This is a genomic window from Faecalibacterium sp. AF27-11BH (assembly GCF_003603005.1).
GTDB classification, from domain to species: domain Bacteria; phylum Bacillota; class Clostridia; order Oscillospirales; family Ruminococcaceae; genus Faecalibacterium; species Faecalibacterium taiwanense.
In genome coordinates, this window is sequence record NZ_QVGS01000009.1 from 65,567 (window position 1) to 82,933 (window position 17,367).

Here is a 17,367-nt window from a genome sequence, read left to right on the forward strand (position 1 = left end):
GGAGGGTTACTACTATGGCTTCTGAGAAGATTACTGCCATCATCGACTCCGTTAAGGAGCTGTCCGTTCTGGAGCTGAAGGAACTGATCGACGCTTACTGCGAAGAGTTCGGTGTTTCCGCTGTTGCTGCTGCTGCTCCCGCTGCTGCTGGCGCTGCTGCTGCCGCTGAGGAAGAGAAGACCGAGTTCGACGTCATCCTGGCTGAGGCTGGCGCTACCAAGATGCAGGTCATCAAGCTGGTGAAGGAGATCACCGGTCTGGGCCTGAAGGAAGCTAAGGCTATCGTCGATGGCGCTCCCAAGGCTGTCAAGGAGAAGGTCTCCAAGGCTGAGGCTGAGGACATCCAGAAGAAGCTGACCGAGGCTGGCGCTAAGGTCGAGGTCAAGTAATTGAACCTCTTCTGAGAGTCGTTCATTCTTGAACAATGAGGTGCCCGTACCGAAAGGTGCGGGCATCTTTTTTGTTGTGCAAAATTATTAGCAGCCTCGCCCTCTCCGTCATTGCATACGCAATGCCACCTTGTTCCCCTTCTGGCACTTCGTGTCCACCTCCCCCGGCCGGGGGAGTCTGTCAAAGGGAGAGGCCTTGGCATGGCGGCAAAGTTTCCGGCTCAATTGCAAAGTGTGCGGGAGAGCTGCTGAACAAAGTGAGGCTGAGAGGGCGAGCCCGTGATCCAAATGCAATTCGCCTTTTCTGCATTCAAAAACTATGCTATACTGTTCTCAACAGGAGGAACGGCAGAACCTTTGTCCCCTCTGCCGCAAAAAGAGAGTTTATGGAACACCGCAACTGGAACAAAAACAACATCCGCACTTCCCTTTTGGGTTACGGCTGTATGCGTTTTCCCACCAAAGCTGACGGCACCATTGACGAAGAGCGCGCCGAAGCTTTGCTGAACACCGCTAAGGCCGCCGGTGTCAACTACTTCGATACTGCCTATCCCTATCACAACGGCCAGAGTGAGCCGTTTGTGGGCCGCGTGATCGCCAAGTGGGATCGCAGCAGCTTTTACCTTGCCACCAAAATGCCGCTGTGGAGCTGCAAGAGTCTGGACGATGCCAAGCGTATTTTTGAAGAGCAGTTCCAGCGTCTTGGCGTTGACTACATCGATTTCTACCTGCTGCACTCCCTGCACAAGGCCCGGTACGAAACCGGAAAGGCTATGGGCATCGTGGACTGGCTGTGGCAGCAGAAGGCCTCAGGGCGCATCCGGAACTTTGGGTTTTCCTGCCACGACAACGCCGCCGGGTTTGAGTATATTCTGCGCGACCAGCCGTGGGATTTCTGCCAGCTGCAATACAATTATCTGGACCGGGACGACCGTGCCGAGGAGATCTCCGGTGACCGGGGCTATCAGCTGACCGAAGAATGCGGCGTGCCGCTTATCATCATGGAACCCGTCAAGGGCGGCACGCTGGCCTCCCTGCCTGCAGACGCCGCTGCACCGCTGCGCGCTCTGCGTCCAGACGCCACCGATGCGTCGTGGGCGCTGCGCTGGGTGGGCAGCCACAAAAACGTGCACGTCATCCTCTCCGGCATGAGTGCTGAGGATCAGCTGACCGACAACCTTGCCACCTTTGGCCATTTTGAACCGCTTTCCCCCGCCGAGAATGCCGCTGTGGAAAGCGTAGCCAACGAGCTGCACCGCCGCATCAAGATTGGCTGCACCGGCTGCCGGTACTGTATGCCCTGCCCCATGGGGGTGGACATCCCGGACAATTTCAGCATCTGGAACAAGCTGGGCATGTTCGGCCAGAAAGACGCCATCAAAGCCCAGTGGACCACCTGCTTCCCGGACAGCGAAAAGGCCCTGCACTGTGTGCGCTGCGGTAAGTGCGAAGCCGTCTGCCCGCAGAAGCTTCCCATCCGCGATTCTCTGGCACAGCTGCAAAAGGAGCTGGACGCACTGTAACTCCTTCCGTCATCGCTGCGCGATGCCACCTCCCTCAAAGAGGGAGGCTTTAAGGCCCCATCTCTGAGGGGGCTGTCGCCGCAGGCGGCTGGGGGAGTTTCATAACAAAAAAGACCGTCACACGTTTTTCGTGCAACGGTCTTTTTTATGCAGTTCTTACCACAACCGGATGACCTTGATCACACTTTCCGCCTTATCGCGGGCCAGCTCCAGATGGTGCTGCAGGGAATCTGCAGCACTGTCCCAGTTGTCGGCCAGAGCGGCATCCAGAATTTCCAGATGTTCGTCACAGGTCTGCTCCTGATTGATCATGCTCACCTTGCCGGTCATGATGCGGAAGCGGGTGTTCAGACCGGTGATGCGGTCATACGCCGAACGCAGGTACTTGTTGGGCAAAGTGCTCATGAGCAGTTCGTGGAACTCATCGTCCGACTCGCAGAAGTCGGTGATGCTGTCCGGGTGATGCATCAACTCGGCAAATGTCTCCAGCTGTTCCCGCGGGATGCCGCTGCCATAAGTACGCAGGGCGTAAGGCTCCACCAGCAGGCGCATCTCGAACATGCTGTGCACGTCCTCCTCGGTGATGCCGGAAACCATCAGGCCCTTCTTGGGCAGAATGGTGATCAGGCCTTCCTGCTCCAAGCGGCCAAGAGCATCCCGCATGGGGGTGCGGCTGATGTTGCCCATCTCGGCACAAAGCTTCTGCTCGTTCAAAAACTCGTTGGGCCGGTACTCGCAGTTCAGGATCTTGGTCTTAAGGTACTGGTATGCCTGCAGCTTCAGGCTCGTTTTGGTCTGCGACTCCATTTCTTTCATGTTCTGCACAACTCCTATTCCCTTTTCCCTTGCAAAGAAAAAGGTTCTTCTCCTATAATACTCTGGGGCGCATGCTTTCTAACTTCAAAGCATCTTGTATTCTTGCTGCAATCCAAGTAGTATTCCAGTTCTATTATTTCATAATAGGGCAATTATTACAATACTTTTTTGTGAACTTTAGCGCGTTTTATGTTTTATCTAATTTTTATGTCTCATTTTTGCCAAAATTAACAAGTTTTTTTGTGCTTGTAGCCAATGCCGCTTCTTTTGGCCCGGTTCTTTTGCATCCAATGCAAAAATATGCTACAATGTAAAAAATATTGAAAAGGGTGTGGATCTCTCTTATGGCACGAAGCGACGGCTACAATACCAAGACCCGTCAACTGATTTTAGATTATCTCATCAACAACCGGCAGCACGCGGTGAGTGCTTCCAACATTCTGGAGCATCTGGAAGAGCAGGGCGCAAGCCCCAACCCCACCACGGTGTACCGCTATCTGGACAAGCTGGCCGGGGAGCAGCGCATCATGAAATACGTTGCCGACAAGGGCGAAAAAGCTGTGTTCCAGTACGTGGACGAGGGCCGCCACTGCCGGGAGCATCTGCACCTCAAGTGCGTGCAGTGCGGGCGCATCTATCATCTGGACTGCCACTTCATGGACGAGGTGCGCGCCCACCTGATGGCAGAGCATGGCTTTACCCTGCAGTGCGAGGGCAGCGTTCTGTATGGTTTGTGCCGCCACTGCGCCCAAAAAGAGGAACAGTCCGACTCTGATGGTCAAACCGCACAAAAATGCGCCTGCTGTGTTGACACGGGCAAAAAGCCGTGATACAATGCATGCAAGAAAAAGCGTTGACCGGGAAAAGTAAGGTTTCAATGTCCTCTTTCAGAGAGTGCGGGTAGGTGGAAGCCGCGCAGAGAGCGAAACCCGAACGAACACCCGCAAGCTTCACCCTGAACCTGTTTATGCAGCAGTAGGGGCTGACGTGCGCCGCTCGTTATCGCGGCAGTGCTTTCAACGGGGAGAGCGCACAAAAGTGACTGGCATGGTTTTATGTCGGTAATTTAGGTGGCACCACGGATACGGCAGCATATTCGTCCTAGCGATTGGGATGAATGGGCTGCCGTATTTTTTATTTAAAAAGAGGGGTAAGAAATATGTGTTGTGTTATGGGCTATACCGGGCACGATCTGAGTGCCGCCAAATTCAAGGAATACCTGCTGCGCACGGTCATGCGCGGCCCGGACGACCAGCGTGTGGTGGAAGGGCCTTTTGGTCTGATGGGCTTTGGCCGCCTTGCCATCATGGGCCTGACGCCGGAAGGCATGCAGCCCTTCTACCGCGGTGCCGACTGTGTGGTGTGCAACGGCGAGCTGTACGGCTTCCGCTTTGAGAAAGAGATCCTCAAGCGCCGCGGCTACAAGTTCCAGTCCGACTGCGACTGCGAAATCCTGCTGCCGCTGTACTATGAGTACGGTCTGGATATGTTCCGCCACATGGACTCCGAGTTCGCGCTTATCATGTACGATTCCCGCAAGGACCGGCTCATCGCCGCCCGCGACCCCATCGGCATCCGTCCGCTGTTCTACGGCTACTCCAAGTCCAGCCACCAGATTGCATTCGCCTCCGAGATGCAGAACCTCATTGGCTGGTGCGACGACATCCGGCCCTTCCCCATTGGCAGCTACTACTGCGATGGCCGCTTCGTCCGCTATGAGGACATTGCCGATGTGCCCGCCCCCATGCAGGACGACATGGACACCGTGCTGCGGAACATCCGCGAAAAGCTGATCGCAGGCGTAGAGAAGCGTCTGGACGCAGATGCCCCTGTGGGCTTCCTGCTCTCCGGCGGTCTGGATTCCTCGCTGGTGTGCTCCATTGCCGCCAAGAAGCTTGGCAAACCCATCCGCACCTTTGCCATTGGCATGGACACCGATGCCATTGATCTGAAATATGCGCGCCAGACCGCAGAATATCTGGGCAGCGAGCACCACGAGATCATCATCAACCGGGATATGGTCATCAACAGTCTGGAAGAGGTCATCCGCCTGCTGGGCACCTGGGACATCACCACCATCCGCGCCAGCATGGGCATGTACCTGCTGTGCAAGGCCATCCACGAGCAGACCGATGTCCGGGTGCTGCTGACCGGCGAGATTTCCGATGAGCTGTTCGGCTACAAGTACACCGACTACGCCCCCACCGCCGATGCTTTCCAGCAGGAGAGCCAGAAGCGCATCCGTGAGCTGTACATGTACGATGTGCTGCGCGCCGACCGCTGCATCTCCTCCAACAGCATCGAGGCCCGCGTGCCCTTTGGTGATCTGGATTTTGTGCGTTACGTCATGGCCATTGACCCGGAAAAGAAGCTGAACAGCTACGGCAAGGGCAAGTACCTGCTGCGCAAGGCCTTTGAGGGCGACTGGCTACCGCCGGAGATCCTGTGGCGCGAGAAGGCCGCCTTCTCGGACGCTGTGGGCCACAGCATGGTGGATGATATCAAGGAGTATGCCGAGAGCCTTTACACCGATGAAGAGTTCCAGCTGCGCCGGGCAAACTATTCGGCCCACTGCATGCCGTTCACCAAGGAAAGCCTGTTTTACCGTGAAATTTTCGAGAAGTACTACCACGACCAGAGCCGCACCATCGTGGGCTTCTGGATGCCCAACAAGGCATGGCCGAACTGCAACGTCAACGACCCCTCGGCCCGCGTGCTGGCAAACTACGGTGCTTCCGGCGTGTAACGCCAGACCATTTTGAATGCGCTCCGCTTTGCTTTGCGCATGAATAGCGGAAAGAATATTCTATAATTTGTAGATCGGGAAAATCTGCGGATTTTCCCGATCTACTTTTTCACGAGAGGGAACCCTCTCCGTCACCTGCGGTGACACCTCTCCCAAAGGGAGAGGCTCTGGCGAAACTGGAAACCTTGCCGCCATGCCAAGGGCTCTCCCTTTGGGAGAGCTGCCGAGCGGAGCGAGGCTGAGAGGGCTAGCTCTTCCCCCGCTACGCCGCCGCTTCCATAGGAAGCAGGCGCGGCATCCGCCCCTTGCCGTCCAAGCTCCATCTGTGAAAATGCAATGCCGGGCGGTCCGCAGACCGCCCGGCATTGCTCTATTAAAATTATTTTTCCGCTATTCATGCCCAAAGCGCACGCGGCGGGCATTCTAAATTGTTGTGTTACATCCGGATCTTCTGTGCCGCGCGTGCAATGGACGCAAGCAGAGCCACCAGCCGCTTTTCGTCCATCTGGCCGCAGTAGCTGGTGAAGGTGTAGTAGCAGCCCTGCACGCAGAAGGAAAGCACGATCTTACGCACCACGTCGGCATCAAACGAGGGGTCGCTCTCCGAGATGCATTTGCTCATTGCAGCTTCCACGCGGTTGATGAACAGCCCCTGACGGGAGCCGGAAAACAGAATGCCGATCTCGGTCTGATTCCGGGTAAACGCCCGGAACATTTCCCGGGTCAGCCACTCGGTGCGCTCGCTTACATCACGGGCGGTCAGCTGCGGCAGGCTTTCCACCACCACCTCCACCATTTCGTCCTCCATGGCGTTGGCCAGCGCATAGATATCCTGATAATGCGCATAAAAGGTGGACTTATTGATGCAGGCCAGATCGCACAGCTCCTTGACCTTGATCTTTTCCAGCGGTTTCTGCGCCCGCAGCTCCATGAATGCCTGCTTGATGGCACGCTCCGTTTTTTCAATGCGAATATCCAGAAAACCCACCTCTTTTGCTTTTTCGTTGATTATCCAACCATTTTCCTGTTTTGCGGATAGACAAGGCCCTCAGCCTTTTTTATACTGGGTCTATCCCCATCCGCATCACTCCTTGCGGTACAGGATGCCTTTTTCTTCCAGCTCTTTTTTGATGCGCTCAAAGCTCCCGGCATCCGGGCAGTGCAGGGTGTGCAGATGCACGCCGCCGGTCATGCGGCTCAAAAGCGCTTCTGGCGTGTCTTTGGCCTGCTGGATGAAGTTGTCCACATCGTAGCGGCTGGCAAGGTTCAAGTTGCCGCGCAGCTCGCCATACAGGCTGTTCTCCACGGCCACATCCACCACGATGCCGCCCTGATCCACCACGGTGTACAGCTCGGTGCGCATCTCGTCCTCGGTGCTGTGCACGCAGGCCAGAATGGCGGTATAGCCTTTTTCCGCCGGGTGCAGCTGATAGCCCCGGGGCGTTGCATCGATCTGCGCACCGCCTGCCCGCAGCAGAGCCACATCCCCCACCACGATCTGGCGCGAGACCCCCAGCAAAGCCGCCAGTGCGCTGGCACTGACCGGTGCTTCGGCCCCGCTGAGCCGTTTCAGAATGGATTCTCTGCGCTGCGCTGCATTCATGGTTTTCAAAGCTTCCTTTCCGCTTTACGGTATTATGCTCTTATTGTAGCAAAAGACGGCGGATCATGCAAGAATGCGTTTACTTTTCCAGCTGCAGGATGGTAGCATAATTGGAGGGCAGCTGCACTTTCATGCGGCCCCACTCCATGCTGGTCAAAACGGGCTGTGCGCCCACCGTGTCGGCCAACAGGTCCTTTGCAGAGGATGCCTCCACCGGCAGCTGGAATTCCAGCTGTGCGGGACTGTCGCCGTTGTTCAGCACCACGACGCAGGCCTTTCCATCCAGCACCCGGGCAAAAGCATAGCACTGGGTGGTGAGCTGCAGCTCTTTCACCTCGCCGTCGGTCAGCTCCGGCAGCTCCGCCTTCAGTCTGCCCAGTGCGGCATACACGCTGGTGACAGGGTTGGTGGTCTCAGCGTCCTTGAAGTCGGAAAGTTCCAGGCAGGGGCGCAGCGGCCAATCGCTTCCCCACTCTTTTTTGCCTTCAATGCCAAATTCTGAGCCATAATAGATGGACGGAATGCCCCAAAGCGTATATACTAGAATTGCAATGTGGCGGATGTGCTCCCGGTTGCGCAGCTTGTTGGGCAGGCGCTCCACATCGTGGTTGTCCGAGAACAGATACAGCCGGGTATCGTGGCACAGGCCCTGCAGACGGCGCATGGTGTGGGCGATCTCGAAATAGTTGTGGTCGTTGTGGCCGCTCCACAGGCCCTTGTGCAGCTCGTAGTTGGTCACCGAGTGCAGCATCTCCGGGTTTGCCCAGCGGCTGTAATCGCCGTGGATCACCTCGCCCATGAGCCAGAACTCTGGCTTTACCTCGTTGGCAAGGCGGCGCAGACCGCGCATAAAGTCAAAGTCCAGCACATCGGCTGCGTCCAGACGGATGCCGTCAATGTCAAATTCATCCACCCAGAAGCGGATGGTATCGTAGTGGTAGTTCTGCACCTCCGGGTTGCGCTGGTTCAGCTTGACCAGCAGATTGAAGCCGCCCCAGTTTCCGTAGGAAAAGCCGTCGTTGTACTCGTTGTTGCCCCAGAAATTCACATCGCAGAACCAGTCCTTATAGCGGGCGTTCTCGCGGTTTGCCTTCAGGTCCTGAAACGCAAAGAAATCGCGGCCCACATGGTTGAACACGCCGTCCACGATCACCTTCTGGCCCCGGGCATGGCACCGGGCCACAAAGTCCTTGAACTCTGCGTTCGTGCCAAGGCGGCGGTCTACCAGCCGGTAATCGATGGTGTCGTAGCCATGGGAACCGCTCTCGAACAGCGGGCCGATATAAATGGCCGTGCAGCCGATGTCCGCTGCGTGCTCAGCCCATGCGTTCAGTTTATTAAACGCACCGGGCACCGCCTGCCCATCGTTCTCATGTGCGCAGCCGCACAGCCCCAGAGGATAGATGTGATAAAATACCGCGTTGTCATACCAAGCCATTGTTCATACCGCTCCCATACAAAAAAATCAGCCTCCGCCCACTGCGGCGGCAGGAATAGTATAGCACAGAATCTGTAAAACATGTTAATTTTTGCCGATTTTTGTCAAGAATCTACAAGAATATCAGCCACTATGCCCCATTTCGTCTTGTTCTTATTGGATATATTGCCCAAACACCTGTGTCACATGCAGTGCCGCCGGGCGCTGCCTATCATAGAATGTAAGGAGATCTTTGCATGAATTACCCCGCCATTCCCCGTGAATTCTTCAATGGAGACTGCTTTGATGCCTACCGCATCCTTGGTGCGCATCCCTGCTCTGACAACGGCACCGAAGGGTGGCGCTTTGCGGTGTGGGCCCCCGGTGCCACGGCAGTGGAAGTCTGCGGCGGCTTCGACGGCTGGGAGGCAGGCGTGCCCATGGAAAAAGCCGATACCGGCGTGTGGAGCGCATTCGTCCCCGGCCTTGCAGAGGGCGACCTTTATAAATACCGGGTGCATGGTGCCGACGGCAGTGTGGTGATGCGCAGCGACCCCTACGCATTTTCCACCGAGCTGCGGCCGGGCACGGCCAGCCGTCTGACAAAGCTGGACTTCCACTTTGACGACAGCGCATGGATGGAGCGCCGCGACAAATGCCGCAACCGCCCGCTGAACATCTACGAGATGCACGTTGGCAGCTGGCGGCACAAGCCCGGCAGCAAGCAGGAGGACGGCTCAGACGGCTGGTATAACTATGAGGAGCTGGCCAAGGAGCTGATCCCATGGCTGCTGGACCATCACTTTACCCATGTGGAGCTGCTGCCGCTGGCCGAACATCCCTTCGATGGCAGCTGGGGCTACCAGACCACCGGCTACTTTTCCGTTACCAGCCGCTACGGCACTCCCGCCCAGTTTGCCGGCTTCGTCAACGCCTGCCACCGCATGGGCATCGGCGTCATCATGGACTTTGTGCCGGTGCACTTTGCCGCCAACGCCGACGCTCTGGCAAAGTTTGACGGCACCTACCTCTACGAGTACGACAGCGATGTGGGCCACAGCGAGTGGGGCACCTGCAACTTCAATTACTACCGCCGCGAGGTGTGCAGCTTTTTGAACAGCGCTGCCGCCCTGTGGATGGACGTATACCACTGCGACGGTATCCGTATGGATGCCATCTCCCGCGCGCTGTACTGGCAGGGCGACCCGAACCGCGGCGTGAACGAGGGTGCCGTGAACTTTCTGCGCAGCCTGAACCACGGCCTGAACGAACGCTGGCCCACCGGCATCTACACCGCCGAGGACTCCACCAACTTCCTCAAGGTGACAGCTCCCACCCGCTACGACGGCGTGGGCTTCGACTACAAGTGGGATATGGGCTGGATGCATGATACGCTGGACTATTTTGCTACCCCCTTCGGTGAGCGGCCAAATGCCTACGGCAAGATCGTTTTCAGCATGCACTACTTCTACAACGAGCTGTATCTGCTGGCCTTGAGCCACGACGAGGTGGTGCACGGCAAAAAGACCATCATCGATAAGCTGTGGGGCACCTATGCGGAAAAATGCGCCCAGCTGCGCACCCTGTATTTTTATATGTACATGCACCCGGGCAAGAAGCTGAACTTCATGGGCAACGAGATGGGACACTTCCGGGAGTGGGACGAAAAGCGGGAGCTGGACTGGGATCTGCTGAAATATCCCTTCCACGATGCCTTCCAGAAATACTTTGCCCACCTGTGCCGGGTGTATTCCACTGAGCCTGCACTCTACGATGGCGAGTACAACCCCGACTGCTTTGAGTGGGTGGCCTGCGAGAGCCGCAGCGAGGGCGTATACGCATGGCTGCGCAAGGGCCGGGGCGAAAGCCTGCTGTGCACCATGAACACGCAGGACCACGCCCACAAAAAGTTCCCGCTGTATCTGCGCTTTCCCTGCAGTGCCGAGGAGGTGCTGAACACCGAATCCCCCGAGTGGGGCGGTGCACTGAAGGGCCGCCGCAAGACAAAGCTTCACACCACCGATGGCGGTGTGTTTGGTCGGGACTATACCCTTACAGTAGACCTGCCTGCCATGGGCAGCTGCCTGCTGCGCCTTGCGCCGGAGGCCCCGAACCCCGATGCGGCCCGCATCAGCGCCAACAAAGCCCTGAACGCAAAGCGCCGCGCTGCCCGCAGCACAAAGGCCGCAGCCAATTCCAACAAGTAATATTCGTTTCAAAATGTCCCGTCTGCGTTCAAAGCTGCGGGACATTTTGCTGTTTTCCGCGCCCTGCGGCTGGACAGTGCAGATTTTGCTTGCTATACTGTAGCTGTGATATTCTGCAGCTGAGAGGTTTTTGGGATGAGTGGAATCGTTTCCCGTCTGTCTGTCCTTGGAAAGGTCTGGCTGGGCCTTGCTGCCGGGGCGCTGGCGCTTATCGTATTCGGCCTTGCCGCACCGGGCAGCGGCCTGTTTTTCCCGTTGCTGAGCCTGTGGTGCAATGCAGCACTGTTTGCACTGGCGCTGCTGGTGCTGCGCCGGGCCGGTGTGGAGCTGGACCTGTTCCACAAGGCGGTGCTGGTGGGCCTGTGGGCAGCGGCCGTGCTTTACTTTTACTGGACCCTCGGCAGCCGCACCTTCCTCTACCACTGGGACTACGTAAACTACATTCTAAAGCAGTATCATGCCGAAGCCGCCTTTGCCCAGAGCACAGGCGCAGGCTTCCGGTTTCTCCTCGATTCCATCACCGAGGACTATACGAATTTTATCACCCTGTTCACCGAGTTTCCGTTCTGCCTGAGCGGCAAGACCGGCGACGACTACGCATTCTGTCAGGTATTCAGCGTACTGCCCAGCCTGCTGGTGCTGCTGGCGGGCCTGACGGTCAAGGTGGGCCGGATGCTACGGGTAAAGAACCGGTTCTGGTATTTCCTCATCGGCTTTTCGTGGTGCGCTACCTTCCCGTTCGTGCGCATGTCGGCGGTGCTGGGCCAGCCGGACTGGTTCGGGCTGATCTTTGCCTTCATGCTTATGCTGCTCACACTGGACTACCGCTTTGACGGCATCGACCTGCCCCGCTATCTGCTCATCTTCGCCGCCACAGCGGGCATCATCCTCACCCGGCGCTGGTACTTATATTTTGTGGTGGGCTACTGCTTTGCCTACGTGCTGCTGCTGGCAGTTTCCAGCATCCGGCTGGCAAAAGATGGCCAACCCAGCCGCGCTGTGCACCGCATGGTACGGCTGGTGGTGTTCGGCCTGTGTGCGGCCGGGGCCATGGTGCTGCTGCTTCTGCCCATGGTGCGCAAAATTTTAAGCTTTGACTACGCCGGGCGCTACTCTTACTACAACTTCGGCGGCATCACGCTGGAGCTGGCCGCACAGACACTGCGCATCGGTTTGCTGAACTTCATCCTCATCGGAATGGGGCTGTGGTTTGCCGCAAAACGCCGTCTGCCTGCCCTGCCCTGCCTTGCAGGGACAGAGCTGCTGGTGAGCCTTGTGCTGTTTACCCGGGTACAGAACACCGGCTCCCACCAGATGCTGCTGTTCGTGCCTGGGTGGCTGCTGCTGTTCCTCGTTGGTTCCGCCGCACTGGCCGACGGCCTGAAAAAGCACACCGCCGTCAAGCTCTGCTACTGGGGCTTTACCATGGTGTTTGCGGTGTCCGTGCGCTGCTCGCCGCTGACCACCGTTGCTCTGCCGGGCTTTGTGGTGGATCATTTTCCCCTCAAGGCCGTGTCGGAATTCGTCCGGCTGGACAAGCTCACCTACGACCGCACCGATGCCGCCCAGATCCAGCGCGTGGACGACTGGATCGATGCCCACTGCGATGCGGAAAAGGGTGAGTTCGCCTACATGATCCCCCACGATATGCTGTACAACTCAGACATGTTCCAGTACGCCGCCCTGCCGGACATCCAGCTGCAGGGCAAGCTGGCCGCCGGCATCTCCATCCCGGGCACCCACGAGTTCCCGGTGCGGTTCTTCGAAGCAAAGTATGTGCTCACCGCAGAGCCGCTCCCCCAGACCTTTGTCAGCGGTGGCGAGCTTTCCGGCCGGTGGAATGCCCTCTTCTGCGCCGCGCGGGATGAGCACTTTACGCAGGCCGCCAGCTTTGACATGGGCAACGGCACCGTGTTCACCGTGTGGGAGCGCACCGAGCCTGCCGACCGGGCTGAGGTGGAGTATTATCTGGATGCCTTCGCGCAGGAGGATGCCCTCTACCCCGAAATGTTCTCGCAGGTGGCGGAAGCCTGGCTTGCCGGACATGGACTTTAAATTGCAAACGCTTTGGATATAAAAGGAGTATTTCCCATGGAACAGAATGCAAACGCCCTGCCCAAGGTCACGCTGGGCCAATACAAGGGGCTGGAATTCACCCGCCGGGTGCGCCCGGTATCGGAAAAGGCCGTGGAGCTGGAGGCGGCGAACCTCACCCGCACCCACGCCCCCTTTGCACCGGTGGAAAAGTCCGCCGCGCGCGGGATGCGCGTCACGCTGGATTTTGAGGGCTTCATGGACGGCGCACCCATCCCGGAAAGCAAAATGGAAAATGTGACCGTGGTGCTGGGCACCGGTCAGCTGATGCCCGCCGCCGAGGATGCCGTGTACGGCCACAAAGCAGGCGAGAGCTTCCGGTTCGATTTTACCTATCCCGCCGAGTTCCGGGTGCCGGAGCTTTCCGGCAAAACAGCGCAATTCGCCATCACCCTGCACACCGTGGAGCAAAAGCAGCCTGTACCGCTGGACGATGCCTTTGCCAAGACACTGGGTTTTGATACGGTGGATGCCCTGAAGGAGAGCATCCGCGAGAAAAAGCGCCGCTCCCACGAGGCCAACGCCGACCGAATTGCCGGAGCCGCCCTGCTGGGCATGGCCGGTGCCAATCTGACGGCGGAGCTGGATAACGCCATTCTGGACCAGAATGCCGACCATGACATGAACGCCCTGCGCGAACGGCTGCGCCGCAGCAAAATGACCATGGAGCTGTACTGCAAGGCAGGCCAGACCACACCGGACGAGGTGCGCGCCGCCTTCCGCCGGGATGCCGAGCGCAAGATGCGCAGCATCCTTGCGGTGCAGGCCATAGCCAAGGCCGAACAGATCACCGTGTCCAACGCAGAGGTGGATGCCGAGTACGTCCGCCTTTCCAAGCTGCACGATACCCCGGAAGCCGAGATCCGCAATGTGCTCAGCCGGGACGCTGTGGCCTCTGCCGTGACCACTCAGAAGGTGCAGCGTTTCCTGATCGACCACGCAAACATCACTTCGGTTGTGGAAAAGGAGTAAACTATGGGCTTTTTTACACGCACCGCGATGGATATGCTGATGAAAACTACCCATCCCGAGATCAACCGCCGCCAGTGCTGGAACCTGCATCCCCATCGCAAGCCCTGCACCGAGTGCAAGGATATCTGCCCCTATGGCGAACAGATCTTTACCCGCCCGAACCTTGTGAAGGACTGGGACCCCTGTACCGAGTGCGGCCTGTGTGTCTCTGCCTGCCGCAGCGGCTGCATCATCCCTTCGCCGGAGCAGGTGCAGCGGGACACCTCTGCCGCCGATACCGACAATGACACCATCTGGATCGGCTGCGAAAAGTCCACCCGCAAAAATTCCATGGTGCGCACCTGCATCTCTGCCCTCACATGGGAGACACTGGCCTACCTTGCCCTGAACAAAAAGATCGTGCTGGACCTGACCCCCTGCGGTGAATGTGAGAACGACCTGTGCGCCGCCCAGCTGCGCAAGGAGCTGACAAGGCTTGTGGATTTCTTTGGCCAGCCCATGTTCGAGGCACGGTTCACTCTGGCCTACGAGCCGGACGAAGCGCTCTACCACGTAAAGGAGCTGAGCCGCCGCGAAATGTTTGAGCAGGTGAGCCACGGCTCCAAAAGTGGCACCAAAAAGCTGCTGCAGATGCTGCCCGGCCTGCACAGCGAGGACGACGGCGGTGTGGATTTCCGCCTTTTGCTGCACCAGCGCACAAAGCAGCTGAAGGCATCCATGGAAACGCCGCTGAAGTACGGCTACTACCTGCCCAACTTTACCGATAAATGCTTTGGCTGCGGCAAGTGCGAAAAGGCCTGCCGCGCCGGTGCGCTGAAGCTGGAGGACCTGCCCGACGGCCAGACCCGCATCGTCATCACGCCGTGGAAGTGCAGCGAGTGCGAGGTGTGCGTGGCCTCCTGCTCCAACCATGGCATCAACGGCATGAAGCTGCGCCAGCTCACCACCCTTGGCCCGGTAAGTGTACACAAATGCACCAAGACCCTGTGCAAGGAATGCGGCAAGCCCATTGCGCCGGGCAGTGTGGATGGTGTGTGCACCGTGTGCCGCATCAAGGCCCGCACCAAAAAGCGGCAGGAAGAAGCCGCTGCCAAGGCAAAGCAGCTGCGTGAGGAGCGCGAAGCCAAAAAGGCTGCAGAGGAAGCCGCCAAGGCAGCAGCCGAAGCCGGTGCCGACGCTGCTGAGACAGCTGTACAGATGGCTGCCGCCCCCGCAGAAACCGCTGCGGCCGGTTCCGTGATCACAGCACTGACCCCGGAAAAAGCAGCCCCCGCCGCGCTGGACGAAACCCCTGCTGCCGCACCGGAAAACACCGCAGAAAAGGATGTGCCCGACACACCGAAAAACGATTGACGGCGCACAGATTCAATGCTATACTGACCATAAGACCACGCACCGTGGCCACCGACTGTTACAAAGGGGTAACGGAGCTATTTCCGTTACCCCTTTCTTATCCCAAAGCACGAAGCAAGCTTTTGCCAAGATCTTACGAAAGAAGGATTTTACTATGGCTCATTCCATCTCCCGCCGCCAGTTCCTGCAAGGCAGCGGTGCAGCCGCCCTTTCTGTAGCAGCGGCTGGTCTGCTGAGCAGCTGCGGCGGCTCTTCCGCTTCCAATGGCGGCAGCACCGGCGCTGCCGGCAGCAGCTCCACCTACACCGTGCTGTATTCCCGTCAGCCCGCCACCCTGAACTATCTGGTCTGCTCAGCTGACCCGGACCTTTACCACGGCACTCAGTGCATCGACACGCTGGTGGAGTACGACAACCGCGGCAAGATCCGGGAGGGCCTTGCCACTGCTTGGGAGTGGGATGCCGACAGCCTGACATGGACGTTCCACCTGCGGGATGAGAACTGGGTGGACTGCAACGGCGAGGTGCTTGGCCCTGTGACCGCGCAGGACTTTGTGGATGCGCTGGCCTATGTGCTGAACCCGGACTACGCTTCCTCCACTGCAAGCCTTGTCACCCCCTATGTGGCCGGTGCGGACGACTACTATAACTACTGCGTTTACCGCAACAACGCCAATAACGGCACCGTGGCCGAGGACGGCACTACCTACGCCATTGATGCCAACGGCACCGTGACCGCCGCTGCCGCCGACGGCACCACCACCGAATACCCGGCTGTGGATTTTTCCACCGTGGGCGTGAAGGCTGTGGATGACCACACCCTGACCTACACGTTGAACTTCGACTTTCCCGGCTTCCTCAGCCTGTTGAGCTACGCTCCCTACGAGCCTGCCTACGGCCCGCTGCTGGAGGAGTTTGCCGACCAGTTCTGCACCAGTGCCGAGACCGCCTGCAGCTGCGGCGCGTTCTATCTGGCCGAGTACACTCCGCTGGAAAACTGGGTGATGAAGAAGAACCCCGAAAACTACGATGCCGACAGCGTTTATATCGACACGGTGCGCTACATCTACAATCAGGAAGAGCTGATCAGCGGCCCGGAGATGGTCAAGCGCGGCGAGATCGATCAGGCTACCATCAGCTCCGACATTCTGGACAGCTGGCTGGCCGACGACACCACCAAGGACATGGTTTCCATGGAGCGCCCGGAAACCGGCAAGAGCTACTTCTACATCTTCAACTTCCTGCCCTACCGCCACGAGTTCTCAAACTGGACCGTGACCGGCGTGGATGCCCAGTACGAGCCGGACAATTGGGCCAAGGCCATCAACTCCACCAACTTCCGCAGGGCTTTCCTGTATGCCATCAATCCGTCTGTGACGCTGGCCGTCACCGCGCCGGAAGGCTACGATAACTACAAGCTGCACACCATCACTCCGCCGTCCTTCTGTGCCAACAGCAAAGGCGTGGATTATACTGAGTGCGGCGGCCTTGCAAACCTCTCCGACTTCTTTGACGAAGCCAAGGCCAAAGAGTACCGTGATGCCGCCGTGGAAGAGCTGACCGCCGCCGGTGTCACCTTCCCCATCAAGATCCAGTATCCGTACAACCCCGCTGTGGTGGACTGGGACAAGCAGTGTCAGGTGTTCAAGCAGCAGGTGGAAGCCGTGCTGAACGACGGCTTCGACTTCATCAGCATCATCATCACGCAGGGTCCGTCCGACAACTTCCTGAATGCGGTGCGCCGGGTGGGTGCCTACCAGCTGATGTCCTACTACTGGGGTGCCGATTACTCCGACCCCGAGACCGAGGTGTACCCCTTCTATCAGGAAGCCGGCGACCGCGGCACCTGCTACAGCTTCCTGCGCACCGGCGTGGAGGACGGCATCGTGACCGGCGAGACCGCCGACCTCGTGATGCAGTACATGTCCATGGTGGAGAACGCCAAGACCATCACCGAGGATCTGGATGCCCGGTACGAAGCTTTTGCAGATGCAGAAGCTTTTCTGATCGAGAACGCACTGGTCATCCCGCTGGGGATGCCGGTGCCGCCCTACATTGCCACCCGCCTGAACCTGTGGGAGGGCCAGTACGCGCCCACAGGCCTTTCCACCAACCGTCTGAAGGGCGTGCACATCCTCGACCATTACGTTTCCATGGAGGAGTACAACCAGAACCGCGACGCCCGGTAAAAACTGAATCGGAAACTCCCCCAGTCTGCTGCGCAGACAGCCCCCTCTGGGATGGGGCC

The 17,367-nt window shown here is 58.3% G+C and carries 13 protein-coding genes and 1 other annotated feature; of the genes, 9 read left to right on the forward strand and 4 right to left on the reverse strand.

What is annotated here, in order from left to right:
* The first annotated feature begins 14 nt into the window (after positions 1 to 14).
* Complete coding sequence (gene rplL / locus DWY76_RS09800) at positions 15 to 389, forward strand: 50S ribosomal protein L7/L12 (protein WP_005944525.1); 375 nt, start codon at positions 15 to 17, stop codon at positions 387 to 389.
* 386 nt (positions 390 to 775) lie between these two features.
* Positions 776 to 1,912 (forward strand): aldo/keto reductase, encoded by a 1,137-nt coding sequence (locus DWY76_RS09805; protein ID WP_120081230.1) that lies wholly within the window; start codon positions 776 to 778, stop codon positions 1,910 to 1,912.
* A gap of 156 nt (positions 1,913 to 2,068) precedes the next feature.
* Here DWY76_RS09805 and DWY76_RS09810 read toward each other — a convergent pair whose 3' ends face one another.
* The gene (locus DWY76_RS09810) at positions 2,069 to 2,728 is read right to left on the reverse strand and encodes a GntR family transcriptional regulator (protein ID WP_120081231.1); all 660 of its coding nucleotides are present in this window, start codon (positions 2,726 to 2,728) and stop codon (positions 2,069 to 2,071) included.
* A 344-nt stretch (positions 2,729 to 3,072) separates the two neighbouring features.
* Here DWY76_RS09810 and DWY76_RS09815 point away from each other — a divergent pair, with 344 nt between their 5' ends.
* Positions 3,073 to 3,558 carry a transcriptional repressor gene (locus DWY76_RS09815; protein ID WP_005944529.1) on the forward strand — a complete coding sequence of 162 codons (486 nt, stop codon included), beginning with the start codon at positions 3,073 to 3,075 and terminating at the stop codon, positions 3,556 to 3,558.
* Positions 3,559 to 3,572: 14 nt separating this feature from the next.
* Positions 3,573 to 3,835: a binding site (T-box leader), on the forward strand.
* Between the two features lie 64 nt (positions 3,836 to 3,899).
* Positions 3,900 to 5,474 (forward strand): asparagine synthase B, encoded by a 1,575-nt coding sequence (gene asnB, locus DWY76_RS09820; protein ID WP_005944530.1) that lies wholly within the window; start codon positions 3,900 to 3,902, stop codon positions 5,472 to 5,474.
* A 436-nt stretch (positions 5,475 to 5,910) separates the two neighbouring features.
* On the opposite strand, the gene DWY76_RS09825 is transcribed toward asnB, so the two are convergent.
* The 3 genes from DWY76_RS09825 to DWY76_RS09835 all read right to left on the reverse strand — a co-directional run bounded on the left by DWY76_RS09825 (position 5,911) and on the right by DWY76_RS09835 (position 8,515).
* Positions 5,911 to 6,462 (reverse strand): TetR family transcriptional regulator, encoded by a 552-nt coding sequence (locus DWY76_RS09825; protein ID WP_097776457.1) that lies wholly within the window; start codon positions 6,460 to 6,462, stop codon positions 5,911 to 5,913.
* A 96-nt stretch (positions 6,463 to 6,558) separates the two neighbouring features.
* The gene (locus DWY76_RS09830) at positions 6,559 to 7,077 is read right to left on the reverse strand and encodes a transcription repressor NadR (protein WP_005944532.1); all 519 of its coding nucleotides are present in this window, start codon (positions 7,075 to 7,077) and stop codon (positions 6,559 to 6,561) included.
* 79 nt (positions 7,078 to 7,156) lie between these two features.
* Positions 7,157 to 8,515 carry an alpha-amylase family glycosyl hydrolase gene (locus tag DWY76_RS09835; protein WP_005944533.1) on the reverse strand — a complete coding sequence of 453 codons (1,359 nt, stop codon included), beginning with the start codon at positions 8,513 to 8,515 and terminating at the stop codon, positions 7,157 to 7,159.
* 236 nt (positions 8,516 to 8,751) lie between these two features.
* On the opposite strand from DWY76_RS09835, the gene glgB reads away from it, so the two are divergent.
* From glgB to DWY76_RS09860, 5 genes are all read left to right on the forward strand, one after another.
* On the forward strand, positions 8,752 to 10,701 hold the full coding sequence (gene glgB, locus DWY76_RS09840; RefSeq protein ID WP_120081232.1) for a 1,4-alpha-glucan branching protein GlgB: 1,950 nt from the start codon (positions 8,752 to 8,754) through the stop codon (positions 10,699 to 10,701).
* Between the two features lie 135 nt (positions 10,702 to 10,836).
* Positions 10,837 to 12,756 (forward strand): mechanosensitive ion channel family protein, encoded by a 1,920-nt coding sequence (locus DWY76_RS09845; RefSeq protein WP_120081233.1) that lies wholly within the window; start codon positions 10,837 to 10,839, stop codon positions 12,754 to 12,756.
* A gap of 36 nt (positions 12,757 to 12,792) precedes the next feature.
* Positions 12,793 to 13,767: a trigger factor gene (gene tig, locus DWY76_RS09850; protein ID WP_005944537.1), complete on the forward strand. Its 975-nt coding sequence runs from the start codon at positions 12,793 to 12,795 to the stop codon at positions 13,765 to 13,767.
* Positions 13,768 to 13,770: 3 nt separating this feature from the next.
* Complete coding sequence (locus DWY76_RS09855; RefSeq protein ID WP_120081234.1) at positions 13,771 to 15,120, forward strand: 4Fe-4S dicluster domain-containing protein; 1,350 nt, start codon at positions 13,771 to 13,773, stop codon at positions 15,118 to 15,120.
* A 154-nt stretch (positions 15,121 to 15,274) separates the two neighbouring features.
* Positions 15,275 to 17,308, forward strand: coding sequence for an ABC transporter substrate-binding protein (locus DWY76_RS09860; protein WP_243112007.1), 2,034 nt, complete (start codon positions 15,275 to 15,277; stop codon positions 17,306 to 17,308).
* Positions 17,309 to 17,367 lie beyond the last annotated feature (59 nt).